The organism is Bifidobacterium sp. UBA4282, assembly GCF_002394995.1.
Taxonomy (GTDB): domain Bacteria; phylum Actinomycetota; class Actinomycetes; order Actinomycetales; family Bifidobacteriaceae; genus Bifidobacterium; species Bifidobacterium pullorum_B.
Map to the genome: position 1 here is coordinate 90,252 of NZ_DGVO01000017.1, position 14,685 is coordinate 104,936.

The 14,685-nt window shown below is 61.3% G+C and carries 13 protein-coding genes and 1 pseudogene; 8 read left to right on the plus strand and 6 right to left on the minus strand.

Annotated elements, in window-relative coordinates:
• Window positions 1-102: 102 nt before the first annotated feature.
• Window positions 103-1,362, plus strand: a complete 1,260-nt coding sequence (locus tag B4C31_RS02330) for a putative ABC transporter permease (RefSeq protein WP_295910387.1) — start codon at window positions 103-105, stop codon at window positions 1,360-1,362.
• 252 nt (window positions 1,363-1,614) lie between these two features.
• Window positions 1,615-1,893, plus strand: a complete 279-nt coding sequence (locus B4C31_RS02335) for an Lrp/AsnC ligand binding domain-containing protein (protein ID WP_043169485.1) — start codon at window positions 1,615-1,617, stop codon at window positions 1,891-1,893.
• A 5-nt stretch (window positions 1,894-1,898) separates the two neighbouring features.
• Here B4C31_RS02335 and B4C31_RS02340 read toward each other — a convergent pair whose 3' ends face one another.
• Complete coding sequence (locus tag B4C31_RS02340) at window positions 1,899-3,422, minus strand: C69 family dipeptidase (RefSeq protein ID WP_291531172.1); 1,524 nt, start codon at window positions 3,420-3,422, stop codon at window positions 1,899-1,901.
• Window positions 3,423-3,473: 51 nt separating this feature from the next.
• The gene (locus B4C31_RS02345) at window positions 3,474-3,962 is read right to left on the minus strand and encodes a peroxiredoxin (protein ID WP_291531173.1); all 489 of its coding nucleotides are present in this window, start codon (window positions 3,960-3,962) and stop codon (window positions 3,474-3,476) included.
• Window positions 3,963-4,274: 312 nt separating this feature from the next.
• Here B4C31_RS02345 and B4C31_RS02350 point away from each other — a divergent pair, with 312 nt between their 5' ends.
• The 4 genes from B4C31_RS02350 to B4C31_RS02365 all read left to right on the plus strand — a co-directional run bounded on the left by B4C31_RS02350 (window position 4,275) and on the right by B4C31_RS02365 (window position 8,573).
• A complete protein-coding gene (locus B4C31_RS02350) occupies window positions 4,275-5,699 on the plus strand; it encodes an APC family permease (protein WP_291531174.1) in 1,425 nt (474 codons plus the stop codon).
• A gap of 55 nt (window positions 5,700-5,754) precedes the next feature.
• A complete protein-coding gene (gene ucpA / locus B4C31_RS02355; protein ID WP_291531175.1) occupies window positions 5,755-6,561 on the plus strand; it encodes an SDR family oxidoreductase UcpA in 807 nt (268 codons plus the stop codon).
• Window positions 6,562-6,653: 92 nt separating this feature from the next.
• Window positions 6,654-7,022, plus strand: coding sequence for a hypothetical protein (locus tag B4C31_RS02360; protein WP_291531176.1), 369 nt, complete (start codon window positions 6,654-6,656; stop codon window positions 7,020-7,022).
• Window positions 7,023-7,616: 594 nt separating this feature from the next.
• Entirely contained in the window at window positions 7,617-8,573 is a 957-nt protein-coding gene (locus B4C31_RS02365) for a hypothetical protein (protein WP_291531177.1), read from the plus strand.
• Here B4C31_RS02365 and B4C31_RS02370 read toward each other — a convergent pair.
• Window positions 8,532-8,708, minus strand: a complete 177-nt coding sequence (locus B4C31_RS02370) for a hypothetical protein (RefSeq protein WP_291531178.1) — start codon at window positions 8,706-8,708, stop codon at window positions 8,532-8,534. The genes B4C31_RS02365 and B4C31_RS02370 overlap by 42 nt on opposite strands.
• Window positions 8,709-9,425: 717 nt before the next feature.
• Between B4C31_RS02370 and B4C31_RS02375 the strand changes: the two genes are divergently transcribed.
• The gene (locus B4C31_RS02375; protein ID WP_291531179.1) at window positions 9,426-10,370 is read left to right on the plus strand and encodes a tyrosine-type recombinase/integrase; all 945 of its coding nucleotides are present in this window, start codon (window positions 9,426-9,428) and stop codon (window positions 10,368-10,370) included.
• Here B4C31_RS02375 and B4C31_RS02380 read toward each other — a convergent pair.
• Window positions 10,355-10,588: a hypothetical protein gene (locus B4C31_RS02380; RefSeq protein ID WP_291531180.1), complete on the minus strand. Its 234-nt coding sequence runs from the start codon at window positions 10,586-10,588 to the stop codon at window positions 10,355-10,357. The two genes, B4C31_RS02375 and B4C31_RS02380, sit on opposite strands and share 16 nt — an antisense overlap.
• Before the next feature lie 455 nt (window positions 10,589-11,043).
• A pseudogene (locus B4C31_RS02385) lies at window positions 11,044-12,321 on the minus strand (ISL3 family transposase).
• A 386-nt stretch (window positions 12,322-12,707) separates the two neighbouring features.
• Between B4C31_RS02385 and B4C31_RS02390 the strand changes: the two are divergent.
• On the plus strand, window positions 12,708-14,300 hold the full coding sequence (locus B4C31_RS02390; protein WP_291531181.1) for an amidase: 1,593 nt from the start codon (window positions 12,708-12,710) through the stop codon (window positions 14,298-14,300).
• Here B4C31_RS02390 and B4C31_RS02395 read toward each other — a convergent pair.
• Window positions 14,232-14,672: a hypothetical protein gene (locus B4C31_RS02395; protein WP_291531182.1), complete on the minus strand. Its 441-nt coding sequence runs from the start codon at window positions 14,670-14,672 to the stop codon at window positions 14,232-14,234. The genes B4C31_RS02390 and B4C31_RS02395 overlap by 69 nt on opposite strands.
• Window positions 14,673-14,685: the final 13 nt, after the last annotated feature.

Consider the following 14,685-nt stretch of genomic DNA (forward strand, 5'->3'; position numbering starts at 1 on the left):
CATCGTGAACGAGGGAGTGGCTTGGTCATGTCCGTGGCTGCTGTCCGATATCAGCCGCGGGAACGAGCGCCGCCGTGCCGCGCATCTGCTAGCGTGGGGGCAATGGAACCTGCAACGCGCGATGAGACACCGGCCACCGCAGCCCCTGGGACCCCATCCCGCCGCCTGCCCGGCGACGTCAACGGCGATGGCCGCGTCGACATCGACGACCGCCGGTTGCCGCTCATCGCCCGCATCTACGGCGTCCTCGTCCTGCTGAGCGGCATCGTCACCGTCCCCGCACTCGTCTTCATCGCGGTTCGCGGCATCGTGGGCGTCCTGAGCGGACACTCCGTCATCGACGTGCTGGACCTGACCTTCATCCTGACCTGCGTCCAGGTCGGCGTCATCTTCGTCTCCTCGTCCTGCATGGTCGTCTTCGGCGTCTTCCTGCTGTGCAACCGCCGCAAGAACGCGGCGCGATGGGCGTACGCCATCATCCCCCTGACCATCGCCGACGGCATGCTCTCCCTGGCGCTCGCCGGCGTCGGATGGAACCTGATCCCGCCGATCGCGCAGCTGGCCATCCTCACCACCCTGTCCATCGTGCTCGACCCCGCCCTGCTGGAGGAACGCCGACTGCAGCGCACCCTCAAACGCATGGACGAACGCAGCGACTACGAGGAGGCGCTCGCCAAAGGCATGCTCGGCCGCGATCCCAGCGGCAAGGGATACATCGAACTCGAATTCTTCAACATCTTCTGGCTGTTCATGATCGGCTGCGTGTTCGGCCTGGTGGTCGAAACCCTCTACCACCGTGTGGTATGGGGCGAATGGCAGGACCGCGCCGGACTGCTGTGGGGCCCGTTCTCGCCGATCTACGGCTGCGGCGCGGTGGTGCTGACCGCCTGCCTGAACCGGCTGTGGCGCTCGCATCCGATGCTGATCTTCTGCGCCAGCGCGGTGATCGGCGGCGCGTTCGAGTATTTCGTCAGCTGGTTCATGGAGGTGGCGTTCGGCATCACCGCCTGGGACTACGCCGGGCAGTGGCTCTCGATCGACGGGCGCACCTCCGGCAAGTACATGGTGTTCTGGGGGTTCCTCGGGGTGGTGTGGATCAAGCTGCTGCTGCCGCGGATCTTGTGGCTGATCAACCGGATCCCGTGGAAGGTCCGGTATTCGCTGACCGCCGTGGCATTCGTGTTCATGCTCGTCAACGCCGCGATGACGCTGATGGCATTCGACTGCTGGTACGGCCGGGTGTCCGGCAACGAGCCGGACTCCCCGGTGACGTGGTTCTTCGCCGAGCATTACGACAACGCCTACATGGAGCACCGGTTCCAGACCATGTCGATCGACCCCTCGCGTTCGGGGCGTCTGTAGCGGGCGGGTTCCGGTCGTTGTGCGCGACCGGGCGCGGCGGGTGATGCCGGGCCTACCGATGAATCCGATATATTTGCGGCCCGGAGGATTAGGCGCCTGGTCATGTTGGCGATGCCGCGGCGGTCGAACGTCGATGTCCGCACAGCGTACATGTCGGACTGCGGCCGGAGGACGATTGCTTATAATGAGCGGCAACGGTGCTCCACGGCCGGAACCGCCTGGACGCCCGCCGGACGGATGAAGGAGGATCCCATGACCAACGCGATTGTGCTCATCGATGTGAAAAGCGGCAAGGCCAACGAGGCCGCCCGGGCCGTGGCGGAGATCCGCGGCGTGCGCGAGGTGTACTCGGTGGCGGGAGACATCGACCTGGTCGCCGTCATCAACGCGGACGACATCGACCAGCTGACCGAGATCATCCCCGGCGGCATCGCCAAGGTCGACGGCGTGACCCGTACCCGCACGCTCATGGCCTTCAAGACCTTCAGCAGCAGGGACGAGGCCGCCGCCTACGACCTCGGCCTCGACTGACGGGACTACACCCAGCGGTCGGACATGGCGAAGGAGTTGCGCATCAGGTTGCTGGACGTGTACAGCACATCCGCCAGCAGCCTGACGGTACGCTCCCGCAGATACGCGGCCATGACCTCGTTCGCCTCGGTGAGCCGTGCCGCGGCCGCATCCATCCCATCCGTCGCGCCGGCACCTGCCAGTGCCGCGTCGGTGTCGAACACATGCCGGTGCCCGAAGCTGCGCACCTGCTCCGCATACTGCTCGATGGCGTTCGAGCATTCGATGTAATGCGGGTCCGCCATCGCGGCGATCATGCGGATCGACCAATAATACGAATCGGTGGACGGCTCGGCCGGCGTATCCCGCAGATAGGCGGGCGTATCCAGCACATTCGCATAGAACGGCGCCACCGCGTTGAACGGTCCCGAACCGAACGACACCCACATCACCGCGCGGTGCGTGGCCGGCACGTCGCCACGCAGCTCCATCGCCACCATATGCCCGGTGCGGTTGATGCCGATCGGACGGTAACGATGGCGCGACTCCGGCGTGCCCAGCGTGCCGTACGGGTCATACGGCGTGCCCTCGAAATGCGAGCTCATCAGGAAGTCCACGTCCTCGATGCTCACCTTGCGCTCCGGTTCGCGGCACCACGGGATGTCGTCCGAGGTCGGCGTGTACCGGGCGTTCGGGGAATCCCAGTCCTCGCCCGGGTTCAGGTACCGCTGCATGTACCAGGCGCGCGGCGTGTTGTAGATGTGGTCCTTGGTGGTGGCGGTGCCGAAGGCCGCACGCGTGTCCAGATGGTGCGGACCGCGGTTCATGGCCATATCCAGATGGTGGCGCTCGATGAATTCGATGAGGTCGGCGCTGCACATATGCTCGCGCCGTTGGCCGAACGCGTCGTCCAGATCGAACTCGTCGATGCCCAACTGGTTGGGAATCGTGGCGTAGCAGTCGTCCGGCACACGGCGGGCGATCCAATGATGGCCGCCGATCGTCTCCACATACCAGATCTCGTCGGCGTCGCTGATCGCGATGCCGTTCGACTCGTACGTGCCGTACCGTTCCAGCAGACCGCCGAGCCGGATCACACCCTCGCGCGCGGTCGCCACATACGGCAGCACCAGCGTGATGATATCCTCCTCGCCGATGCCGCCCGGCCGCTCCGGCACGTAATCGTCATCGCCCGGCTGCCCCTGCGCCGGACGCAGCTCGACCAACGGATCGGCCGCAAGCACACGCTCGTTGACGGCGATCGTTTCGGTGGCGCTCATCGCCACATTGTGCTCGTTGACGCCGGCCTCGGCCAGCACACCGCGGTTCGGCAGCACATTCGGCGCGATCGTGTACCGGCACGGATCGCCCGGCAGATCGATCTCGACATGGCTGAGCACCGAACGGTAACGGCGCGGCTGGTCCTCGGGACGAACCACAACGAACCGCTTCGGATCGTACCGACCCGACCCCGAGTCGTCATCGCGCGCGATGATCGTCGCCCCGTTGTAGCTGGCCGCTTTTCCAATCAATATCGTGGTACAAGACATAGGATGCCACTGTAGTCCCCGTGGCGCACAGCACGGGGGATATCGCCCCGACTAGTCGCCCAATTGCCTGAGCAGCGACGCCACATGCCCCTTGGCCCGCACGTTATACCGCGCCAGCACCACGTGCCCGTCCGGACCCACCACCACGGTCGAACGGATCGTTCCCACATGCACCTTGCCGTACAGCTTGCGCTCGCCATACGCGCCATACGCCCGATGCACCGCGCAATCCGGATCGGACAGCAGCGGGAAGGTCAGATGATCGCGCTCGCGGAACCGGGCGAGCGTGGAAGGCTCGTCCTTCGAGATGCCGACCACCTCATAGCCGGCGGCGGTCAGACGGTTGAGGTTGTCGCGGAAATCGCAGGCTTCGGTGGTGCAGCCGGGCGTCATCGCAGCGGGGTAGAAGTAGACGATGACGTTGCGGCCGCGCGTCAGCAGGTCCGTGAGCCGGAGCGTGGAACCGTCGTCGGCGGTGAGGGAGAAGTCCGGGGCCATCTGGCCGGGTTCGAGGCGGGCTGAATCGGTGTGCTCTGTCATGGCTCCCACTGTATACGGTTCGCCGCGGGGGCGGGGTTTATCCCCGAGCGGAATGGTGCAACGATGTATCGGTGAGGCCGGGGCGATTTGCTAAAACGTTTAGCACGGCCTAAGATGCATCATGTCCACATGACACAGCGGAACGGCGACGACGCCTAGCAACCGCGCACCCGGCACCCTGACCCGAGGATAACGGCATCCCCGTCGGTGCCTGACGCGTAAGCCACCGGCTCGATGACGAGACGTCGATGGTGCGATGACGCATCGTCTCCACTGCGCCATCAACCCTACGCATATCAAAGGGGTGAATCAATGTCCGAGACAGACAAGAAGCCGGCCGGGAACAAGGGTCTGCAACGAAGCCTGAAACTGGTGTTCGTGTATACCGTTGCAACCGGTTCGATCTTTACCTACGTCAGTTACTGGGATTCCGTGTTCTTCGGCTACTGCGGATCCGGCACGTTCCTGGCATTCGTGCTGATGACCGTGGCGATCCTGCCGACCGCGCTGGTCTACAGCGAGATCTCGTCGATGTTCAAGACCGCCGGCGGTGAGCTGATCTACAACACCGTCGGATTCAACAAACACGTCGGATTCCTGGCCTCGTGGCTGATCATGGCCGCGTGGATCTCCGTGCCGCCCGCCGTGGTCATGGCCGTGGCCACGTTCATCAGCAAGCTGTTCGGCCTGAACCTGAGCTTCGGCACCACCATGATCATCGCCGTGGTGTTCCTCGTGCTCGTGTTCATCATGAGCATGCAGGACATCCAGTTCCTCGTCAAGGCGCAGGCCACCTGCCTGTTCGCCAACATCATCACCACGCTCATCACCGCCGTGCTGATCCTGACCTGCGGACACTGGAGCTTCTCGAACATCGTGGAATCGTTCGGATTCACGAACATCGACCCCTCGCTGGGCATCCCCGGCTGGATCATCGGCATGGCCCTGCTGATCACCCCGTACTTCGGCTTCGAAACCGTGCCCCAGATGGTTGAGGAGGGCGACTTCCCGACCTCCAACGCCAAGAAGGCCATCTGCGGCTCGGTCATCACCTGCGGCGCGATCTACGCGATCTTCTTCTTCTGCGTGGCCGGCCTGGCCCCCGCCGACGAACTGCTGGCGGGCGACGCTGCCAACGGTTTCATGACCATCACCGCCATGCAGGAGATCCTCGGCTGGCGCTTCTGGCCGGTGGTCTACGGCCTGGTCTCCATCCTGATGGGCATGACCGCCTCCATCCTGGGCTTCTGGATGTCCACCGTGCGCATGCTGTACTCGATGGGCAAGAAGAACTTCCTGCCGGAGGCCTTCACCAAGGTCAACAAGCATCAGCAGCCGATCCTGCCGAACATCTTCCTGCTGGTCATCAGCCTGGTGTTCATCCTGCTGCAGAACGCCGGCACGTTCATGAACGACTTCTTCAACCTGATGTCGTTCGGCTGCGCCTGCGCCTACGCCATCACGATGGTCTCGGCCGTACGCATGCGCCATAAGCACCCCGAGTGGTACAAGAACAACAAGAACGTGGTCAAGGGCGGCGATTTCTTCCGCATCCTGGCCATGGTCATCATGATCGCCATCGCGTTCTTCTGCACGCTCGGCCAGGGCGTCGGCTCGTGGATCTCGTTCGGCGTCTATCTGGGCGTCGGCGTGCTGATCTGGCTGTGGATGGTCTTCGTTCGCTGGAAGAAGACGGCGGTCGTCATCGAAACGCCGGACGGCGAACAGGAATTCTGATCCCAACCCAATCCGTAACCGCAAACCAACATCAACATACAAAGGAGTTATCACCATGGTTCAGGGCAAGCTCGAAGGCAAGGTCGCCATCATCACCGGCGCCGCAGCCGGACTCGGCGAGGGCATTGCAGAGACGTACGTCAAGTACGGCGCGAAGATCTGCATGGTCGACCTCGACCCGAACGTGGACAAGACCGCCGACCGCATCCGCGGCATGTATCCGGACGCCCAGATCATCACCGTGGTGGCCAACGTGGCCGACAAGCAGCAGATGATCGACGCGGCCGCCAAGACCAAGGAGGCCTTCGGTTCCCTCGACGTGGCCTGCTGCAACGCCGGCGTCTGCCGTCTGGCCCCGTTCGAGGAGATGAGCGACGAAACCCGCGACTTCCACATCGACGTCAACATCAAGGGCGTGTGGAACACCTGTCAGGCCGCCATCCCGTACATGCTGGAAGAGGGCAAGGGCGCGATCGTCATCGCCTCCTCGGTGACCGGCGACATCGTGGCCGACGCGGGCGAGGCCGCCTACGCCATGACCAAGGCCGCGCTGGTCGGCCTGACCCGATGCCTGGCTGTCGAGTACGCGGACCGCCACATCCGCGTCAACTGCTCGCAGCTCGGCTACGCGCGCACCCCGATGGTGGAGAAGATGGCCGTCGAATCGAACCCGGAGGATCCGGAGTCGGCGATCAATGACATCGCGGTCGGCGTGCCGATGAAGCGCCTGGCCAAGCCCACCGAGGTCGGCGAGCTGTTCGCGTTCCTCGGCTCCGACGAGGCCAGCTACCTCACCGGTTCGCAGGTGGTCATCGACGGCGGCAGCACCCTGCCCGAAACGATGAGCATCGGCACCAACTGATTAGTCCGCATCGGTCCCTTTGACGCATGAGATCCGTTCCCATGCGTCAAAGGGACCTTTTGATGCCCCGCCCGATGGCGGATAATGGGTGTATGAACGATCGACCCCGCGCGCTGCACCTCAAGGCCTGCCGCTTCGGCGTGACCGTGCTCAAGGTGTTCTGGTGGACCACGCTGGTTGCCGTCATCGCCCTCGCCGCCGCGTTGGCCGCCGTCATCGCCGGTCCGTGGCCAATCGGACCCTGGCTCGGCTGCACGGCCGTCGTCGCGGCGGTCGAGACCATCGTGTTCTGGACGGGCATCGTCACCGTCTATCTCTCATCGGTGCAGCTCGGTCTCAAATGGCGGGTCATCGGCGCCCTCTGCGGGTGGATACCCATCGCCAACCTCATCGCACTCCGGCGGATCATCCGCATCGTCGAGCGCGTTTGGTCAGGGCGACGCACGGCAAGTTCCCGCTGAATTTCACCTATCCGCTGGTCGCCTGGTTCGACGGGCCGAACGACGGGCTGGTGGCGCGCGACTCGTTTCCGTGGGGAGAACGGTGCATCTGGTTGGAGCCGACCGGACGACGCGGCATTTCGCATGCGGACATGATCGATTTGAACCGTGAGAACATCGAAGGATTCGATGTGCGCGAGTTCTACGTGCAACTGGTGTCCGACCTCAGGACGCGAGGTTTGTGAGCCGGCGTCCTGCGATTATGCAAGTCATGCGGTCATGCGACCGTGGGGTGACAGTGTAGGGTTGCATATACGGCATACGGAGGAGGCGCAGTGGCGTATGGCAGGATCGGTTGGGGAATCGAAATCGGCGGCGTGGCGGAAGAAGGCGGATCGCGTCATACGGCATAGGGAACGCCATGACGGATGGCTTGCCCGCCACGGCATGCGCCCTTGGATCCTGATTCTGGGTGTCGTGTGTTTCGTCGTGAATCTGGCCGACGGCATCATACTGATCAGCCACCGTTCGTCCGTCGCCGCCTGCGCGCTGCTGGCAGCATGCCTGGCCGCGGACCTGTGGATGACGCTGCAGCCCCGCATCGGCTGTTGGACCGTGTTCCTGGTGCTGCTGGCGGGAGCGCTTTCCCCGGTGCCGTTTCCCGCTTCGTATCTGCTGTCCTGCCTCGCCGCGGCGGGATTCCTCGGATATCTGAACACCGTGATGGGGATGGTGGCATGCGTCCCGGGATTCCTATACGCCGTACTACTGTTCATGTTGCGTCACCCCGGATACCAACAGGGGCAGGGAACCCCGGGGACGTTTGCGTTGCTCTGCGTCATAGCCGCATTGGCCGGCATTTCGTTCCGGCTCACACGGCAGATGGACACGGAGCGCATCCGTGGGGCGACGGCGGACAGAAACGCGCAAACCGCGCGTCGGCTGCACGATTACACCACCAACGACCTGTGCTCCATCATCATGATGACCGACAGACTCGAACACGGTGAGGTGGGACTTGACCAGGCCGGCGGGGAAATCCGCAACCTTGCCACTACCGCATTGGATCACACCCGTGCGGTCATCCGGACGCTGGAATCGACGATTCCCGATGAAGCGGCTGCCGGCACTCCTCGGGATTTCCTCCATCAGCTTGGCAGCATTGCCGCGGAGCAGCAACGAAGCCTGAGCCTTATGGGGTTTCAGGGGAGCATATTAGTGCCAACCCATCTGGCGTGGGAGCCGGATCTGGAACGCGGTGATATGATCTGCGGGCTGTTGCGAGAACTGGCCGGCAACATCGTCAAGTATGCCTCGCCGTCTGGCGGATACACCATTTCGGTGATGCAGACAGGCGAGGCGATTATTGTCTCAGCGCTCAACACGCATTCGCGAAGTGGAGCGGTGGGATTGTCAAGCGGTTTGCGGCGCTACCAGGAACTCGTGGAGCGCAACGGCGGAACGTGGGAGCAGTCGGATGACGGAACCACGTGGAGCCTGCATCTCGAGCTCCCGGGAAGCGCGGTGGCGTCACAGACCGAAGATATCGCATACCCACTGGAACGCCGGTGAGCATTCCAGGTACAGCGGGGCCACGGGATATCCGTCGGCTTCCGGGTCATCAGTTTCCGCGCAATAGGCCGACGGCGAGGAAACCATCGCGAGCAGCACCGCTGTGGTGGCCGCGCAGAGCGCCTTCGTCTTCATGGGTTTCTTCATAACTATCCCTCCTCAAGGATTGCACGGTGTAACAGACGGCATTGCGGCCTGCCGGCGGAAACCGACGGAAACCGACGGCAGGCCACGTGCCATTGAGGCACCGTCGATTGCGAGTATAGCCCACCGCCTATGCCGTCAGCTCCCCACGTGCAACAGCCTTGTATCCAGTCCACGTGGCAGGTATGTCGTCGCATGGCCACGACAAGACGCTGGAGTAACGCAACGTATCGTGCCATGGCGCATGATGACATGTCATGACTTGAATCCATCCTCCAGGGAGGAAACGGAAGCGGGAACCGGATGTCCCGCGCATCATGGGGTCGGTTCCTGCGTTTTGTGGCGAGAGAAGGAACACGTTCGGCCTTGGAGGAATCGACACCCGGCGCACCCGGAGGTGACCTGAAGCTGTGCTTGAGAAAGCAGAAAACCCCGGCCGACGTGCGGCCGAGGTTCCTCGTTGTTCCGGTACCCCCCGTGGGATTCGAACCCACAACCCACGACTTAAGGGATTGGATGAGGAATTAACCCCTGCTGCGGTGCTTATGTGGCCGTTGCTGATTCTGTTCTGGTATTCGATGGTGAATAACGAGAAGAAGATTCCATGGTCTTTATAACCGTGATTCCGACTTGCGTTACATTATGCCGGCCTTCCTTACAGGCCGGCTTTTTTGTGCCAAACGGCAGGGAGGGCAAGGAGGGACAACAATGGAATATCTGAATCACCGGCAGCCGCCCGAGGAATGGATCGATTTGCTCGATGCCTGGGTGAAAGACATGAGGATCAGGGGGAACACCGAAAACACGATTGAACATTGGTGGTACAAAGTCGGACATCTGGCGATCACCAGCCGGAAGTCCCCGGAAACCATCATCCCCGCCGACATCATCGCGTGGCTCAGCAGGGGGGTGGGGACGAACTCCATCCGGGCGGACTGCAATGCGGCAAACGCCTTCTTCTCGTGGGCGGAACGCACCGGACGCCGAGCCGACAACCCCATGAAGGTCATTCCGCAGACCAGACGGGACAAACGAAAACAGCGACCCGCGCCGAAGGAGGCGGTGAGGAAAGGCCTCAGTCACCCCGACTGGCGGGTACGACTCATCGTCATGATGCTCGACGAGACGGGAATGAGACGAAGCGAGATCTGCGTCGCACACACGAAGGATGTCGCCGATGACCTCGTCGGGAAAAGTCTCGTGGTCCACGGCAAGGGACGCAAGGATCGAATCGTACCGCTGAGCGATGCATTGGCATGGGAGATCGGGAAACTCCCCGAGGGATACTTCTTTCCGGGCGATGACCGCGGGCATATATGCTCCGACACCGTCTACCGCTTGGTAAAGCAAGCCACGGGATACACGCCGCACGCGTTCCGCCGGAAATTCGCCACTGACATGTGGCACGCGACCGGTGATGCGGTCAAGATCAAGGAGCTCCTTGGCCACGAATCGCTGGAAACGACCCAAGGGTATATCTTCACGACCGCGGAGGACCTGCGACCCGCCGTCGAGACGCTACGAACATACCGCCGCCAATGCGATGTGGGATTCCGTCCGGAAAAGATCCTCGAGGCATACAACATTCCCGGGCCCGTGGCGAGAAACGTGGTCCAGACCATCAGGACGATGGCGCTTCAGGAATCGGTCTGATCCCTCAGGTCGTCATCCCAGCCCGGCTGAATAACACCCTCATCCACGACATCCATGCCAAGGGAGGCCGCCATCTCCGGATCGAATAACGTATCCATGGCGGTCCCCAAGGTCTCGGCATCAATGACACCTGTTTTGTAATCCTCGAGAAGGCCATGGAACACCCTTACAAAGGGCCTCTCCCCGCCGGACGATGACCCCGGATCCGTCAGCTCCATAACATCCCCTTCCCATCGCTTTCGACGCGTTCTAGGAACCATCGTAGCGCCCGGAATAGCCGCCCGCCAGAACCGCTTGAATTCCGGTACGTGACATCGTCACAGTCGGGATTCGGGGCCAAAATCGGGAATGATCGAGCCCATGGCAAGGGTCGTTGGGTCGGTCGGATCCGCTATGGACGGAGGGGCGTGAAAGACGGACTCCACCGCTCTGGTCGTGGCCTGTCTCCAAATATCGTCGTCTACTGTTCGCTCATACACTCGCGGCTCAAGGAACCGACGCATCTCGTCGGAAAACTCATCGCTTTCCATAATCGTGCCGATCGACGACGCCTTATCCGGGAAAGCGATTCATTCTTCCGATTCGTTATAGTCGTTGGTCTTACGGATAGCCATCGCCCATGCGGCAGCATGGTCGACGTTTTTGGATAAGAGGCTTCTGCTTTTTTCGTGGGTTAGATCGCGGGTTGTGGGAGTCGGACGTTGAGTCCGCCGCAGCGGAGCATGATCAGTGCGATGAGGTTGTCGATGTGGTGGAAGCCGTAGGCCATGCGGATGGTGACCTTGATCCTGTTGTTGAACGCCTCGAGTCTGGCGTTGGAGTAGCCCAGCTCGATGGTCCTGAGGATGTCGGGGCGGCGCCACCGGATCGTTTTGGCGAGTTCCGTGATCTCGGGGATGTGGCTGTGCGAGGCCCAGAACACCTAGTGGTTGAGTTCACCCTTGGCCTGTTCGATCGGATGCTTGAGCAGGGTCCTCAATAGTTCCTTGAGTTGCCATGCGCGGTAGAGCTGGCCCTTGGGGTCCGTGTTCCCGATGCCGTCGAGCGCGTCGTTCTGTTTGCTGGTCAGGTCGTCCGGGTTCTTCAGGAGCGCGTACTTGGCGCCGCGCATGCGCTTCACGGTCTTCTCGCCGCCATCGCGCCTCGCCTGGTTCCACAGGCGTTTGCGGACCTTGTCGAGCGCGTCGGTCATCCAGGAGACGATGTGGAAGCCGTCCAACACGCGCTCGGCGTTCGGGCGCCACTGGCCGATGCACGAGTCGATCCAGCGGGCCCCGTCGCCGGTGGCGATGCGGATGGAGGCGCGCTGTTCGAGCGTCAACGCCTTGAAGAACAGGTCGAACACGTCCCTGCCGTATCCGTCGTGCGCCCAGATGACCCGGTGCCGCTCGTGGTCGACGACCACGGTCAGGTACGCGCGACCCTTCCTGTAGCTGGTCTCGTCCACGCCGATCACGTGCAGGCCGTCGAACGGCGAGGGCATCGCGGCCTTCAGTCGTCCGGCGACCCTGCGGGCGATGTCGCCGGCGGTCCTCCACGACACATGAAGGAAACCGCTGACCGTCTTCTGGTCCGCTACGCCCATCAGCCGCGCGCACTCGGACTCGAAGTCGCGCGTGAACCGGCTGCCGGGCTCGGCCCACGGCACGGAGGCGACCACGACGCCGCACTTCGGGCAGTCCACCCGCGGCATGGCGGCGACCAGTTCGACGTGCCAGCAGCCGAAATCCTGGCCACGCCATCGACGCACGCCGCCGCCGCGGTCATACCCGCGGAGCCTCCTTCCGCAGCGGGAGCATCGGAGCATGCCCCTGCGCGGGCGCACCCGGATCTCGAGCACGGGTTCGGAACGTAGCAGCGAATCCGTGATCCGCGCATCCTCTACAACCGTGCCTTTGACGTTCAGTAATCTGGTGAATAAGCTTTTGCTCAGGCGTTCTTCGTGATTCATTTCTTTGGTCGGAAAACAGAATACGCGGGAACGCCCCTTACGCTTACGAAATCAACGGCTCAACAACGAACCGACACCCACGAAAACAGCAACAGCGCCTCATTTTCTAAGTTCCATATATTCTCCTTGCAAGAGAGCAGCCCATGGCAAAATCACTGAAACTCTAACGTAATGGGCTCACTTCCAGAGGTTCTGGATGCACCCCTATCCTGATGGACTCGGTCATGAAGTCAATGACAGTCCTCGTTAACCACCTCGCAATGGCGGAAATCGCCCCGAAACGTCGACGTTATCAGGAAGCAAAAGGCTGTGCCTAATTTCAGGCTTGCAAATCAATTCCCCGATAGGAGAACGGTATGAGGTTCAGAACGGCTCAACGGAATAAGATGGTAGCGATTGCCGCGGCTTTGGTGGCTTGTATGATGATGGCCGGATGCGGAGCATCAGCCAATACGGTCGACATATCCAGCATGGAATTCAATCCACAAGGCAAAACCATCAAACAGATTGCTGCAGCACTGGAATCCGGTGAAACCACCAGCCGACAACTTGTCTCCTACTATCTCGACCGAATCAACAAGTATGATGACAACGGTCCAGAAATCAATGCCATCACGCAAATTAATCCACATGTGATGCGGCAGGCGTATCTCAGTGACCGTGGGCGCAAAGACCATGCGCAACACAGCATTTTTTACGGCATCCCATTCGTAGTCAAAGAAAACATCGATGTTGAAGGCATGAACACCACTGCCGGGTCGAAAGTCTTGGAAACCAACAAGGCGCGCAGCAATGCAACCGTCGTGCAGAAACTGATTGACCAAGGCGCCATCGTTCTAGCTAAGACCAATATGTCCGAACTGGCCGCCTCCTACGGTTGGCTGGGATATAGTTCCTATGGAGGCCAGACTAAGAATCCGTACAATCTGAAACGTGACCCATCTGGTTCCAGTAGCGGTACCGCCGCAGCCGTTGCGGCCGGATTCGCACCATTCGGTCTCGGTAGCGATACATCTGGCTCGGTACGCGGCCCGGCATCCGTGACCGGTACTGTCGGAATGCGTGTCACTTACGGGCAGACAAGCCGGTCAGGGGTAATTCCGCTGTCGGACAGTTTCGATGTGACCGGAGCTATCACCAACACTGTCGAGGATCAGGCATTGGTACTCGACGCAATTGTCGGCCCTGACGAGGGTGATGTGGCGACGTTGCAGGCTACACAGGACACCCAGTACGAGAAATCGCTAGCCCAAGCCTCATTGAAAGGAGCGAGGCTCGGTATCGTCAACGTGTTCAACGGCGGCAACAGCGAAGTGGACGAGACCTTCAAAGCAGCCCAAAACGAGTTGAAGAAGGCCGGTGCGACACTGGTCAACATAAACTTGGACAAGTCCTACACCGGCTTATGGAGCAGCATCATGGGACCGGTCGGTGACGCCGAATTCGTCACCGACTATGAAACCTACATGCGCTACGACGGACGAAGCAAGGCCAAGACAGTTCAACAGCTGATAGACAAGAGCAAAGCCCTGGCTGACACGAATACTCCTGTCAATCCTGCTCGAATCAAAGGCTACGAGACGAACGTGAAGAGCGCCGGCAAGTTTAAGAGCGACGAAGTCCAATCGATTATCTACGAGAAGATGCCGGCACTCACCAACACTGTCGAACAAACCATGATCAAGAACGACGTCGATGCTCTCGTCTACCCGACCATGAGCTGTGTCGCCAGCGTCCGTCATGACGCCAAGGACAGCACCTACAAGTGCGACAGCGACGACCCATACGCCGCCTCCTATCTGGCTAGCAGCGCGCACCTGCCGGAAATCAGCGTCCCCGCCGGTCGTGACAGTCAGAACATGCCAATCGGACTCTCCTTCACCGGCGCACAAGACAGCGAGCGAATACTACTAGGCCTCGCTGCCGCCTATGAGAAGATAAGTCCGTACAAGAACGGCGACGGTCTGGAGCTCGACTGATTTGAAAGAACGAAGTGGGTTTGCCGGCTCTTCGCATTTGGGTGTGTATGGGCCGTGCGGTTTTATTCGGTGTGTGATCGAAAAAGTGAAGAAAACCGCGCGACTTGGCTCCGAGTCTAGCGCGTTCGACGGACGGGTGCTGCTCGGTCTGGACAGGCTCGGGTTGAACCGGTCTCGCAACGCCACGTCACGTCGGGCTCGCGTGGCATGATCCGGGTCGTCGAACTCGTCGTTGACGAACGCGGCCATCTCCTCCTTTGCGACGGCATCGTAGAAGTCTTCCGACCAGTCCGCCGACCATTGGCCGATGCTCTCGTCCCACGTGTTGATACTGATCTCGACGGTGCGATGCGCGTCATTGAAGATGGTCATGATGCTCTTCCTT

What these genes read in the sequence shown, in the direction of transcription:
- B4C31_RS02330 (WP_295910387.1), top strand. Translation starts at nt 103, where the DNA reads ATGGAACCTGCAACGCGCGATGAGACACCGGCCACCGCAGCCCCTGGG.
- B4C31_RS02335 (WP_043169485.1), top strand. Translation starts at nt 1,615, where the DNA reads ATGACCAACGCGATTGTGCTCATCGATGTGAAAAGCGGCAAGGCCAAC.
- B4C31_RS02340 (WP_291531172.1), bottom strand. Translation starts at nt 3,422, where the DNA reads ATGTCTTGTACCACGATATTGATTGGAAAAGCGGCCAGCTACAACGGG.
- B4C31_RS02345 (WP_291531173.1), bottom strand. Translation starts at nt 3,962, where the DNA reads ATGACAGAGCACACCGATTCAGCCCGCCTCGAACCCGGCCAGATGGCC.
- B4C31_RS02350 (WP_291531174.1), top strand. Translation starts at nt 4,275, where the DNA reads ATGTCCGAGACAGACAAGAAGCCGGCCGGGAACAAGGGTCTGCAACGA.
- ucpA (WP_291531175.1), top strand. Translation starts at nt 5,755, where the DNA reads ATGGTTCAGGGCAAGCTCGAAGGCAAGGTCGCCATCATCACCGGCGCC.
- B4C31_RS02360 (WP_291531176.1), top strand. Translation starts at nt 6,654, where the DNA reads ATGAACGATCGACCCCGCGCGCTGCACCTCAAGGCCTGCCGCTTCGGC.
- B4C31_RS02370 (WP_291531178.1), bottom strand. Translation starts at nt 8,708, where the DNA reads ATGAAGACGAAGGCGCTCTGCGCGGCCACCACAGCGGTGCTGCTCGCG.
- B4C31_RS02375 (WP_291531179.1), top strand. Translation starts at nt 9,426, where the DNA reads ATGGAATATCTGAATCACCGGCAGCCGCCCGAGGAATGGATCGATTTG.
- B4C31_RS02380 (WP_291531180.1), bottom strand. Translation starts at nt 10,588, where the DNA reads ATGGAGCTGACGGATCCGGGGTCATCGTCCGGCGGGGAGAGGCCCTTT.
- B4C31_RS02390 (WP_291531181.1), top strand. Translation starts at nt 12,708, where the DNA reads ATGGTAGCGATTGCCGCGGCTTTGGTGGCTTGTATGATGATGGCCGGA.
- B4C31_RS02395 (WP_291531182.1), bottom strand. Translation starts at nt 14,672, where the DNA reads ATGACCATCTTCAATGACGCGCATCGCACCGTCGAGATCAGTATCAAC.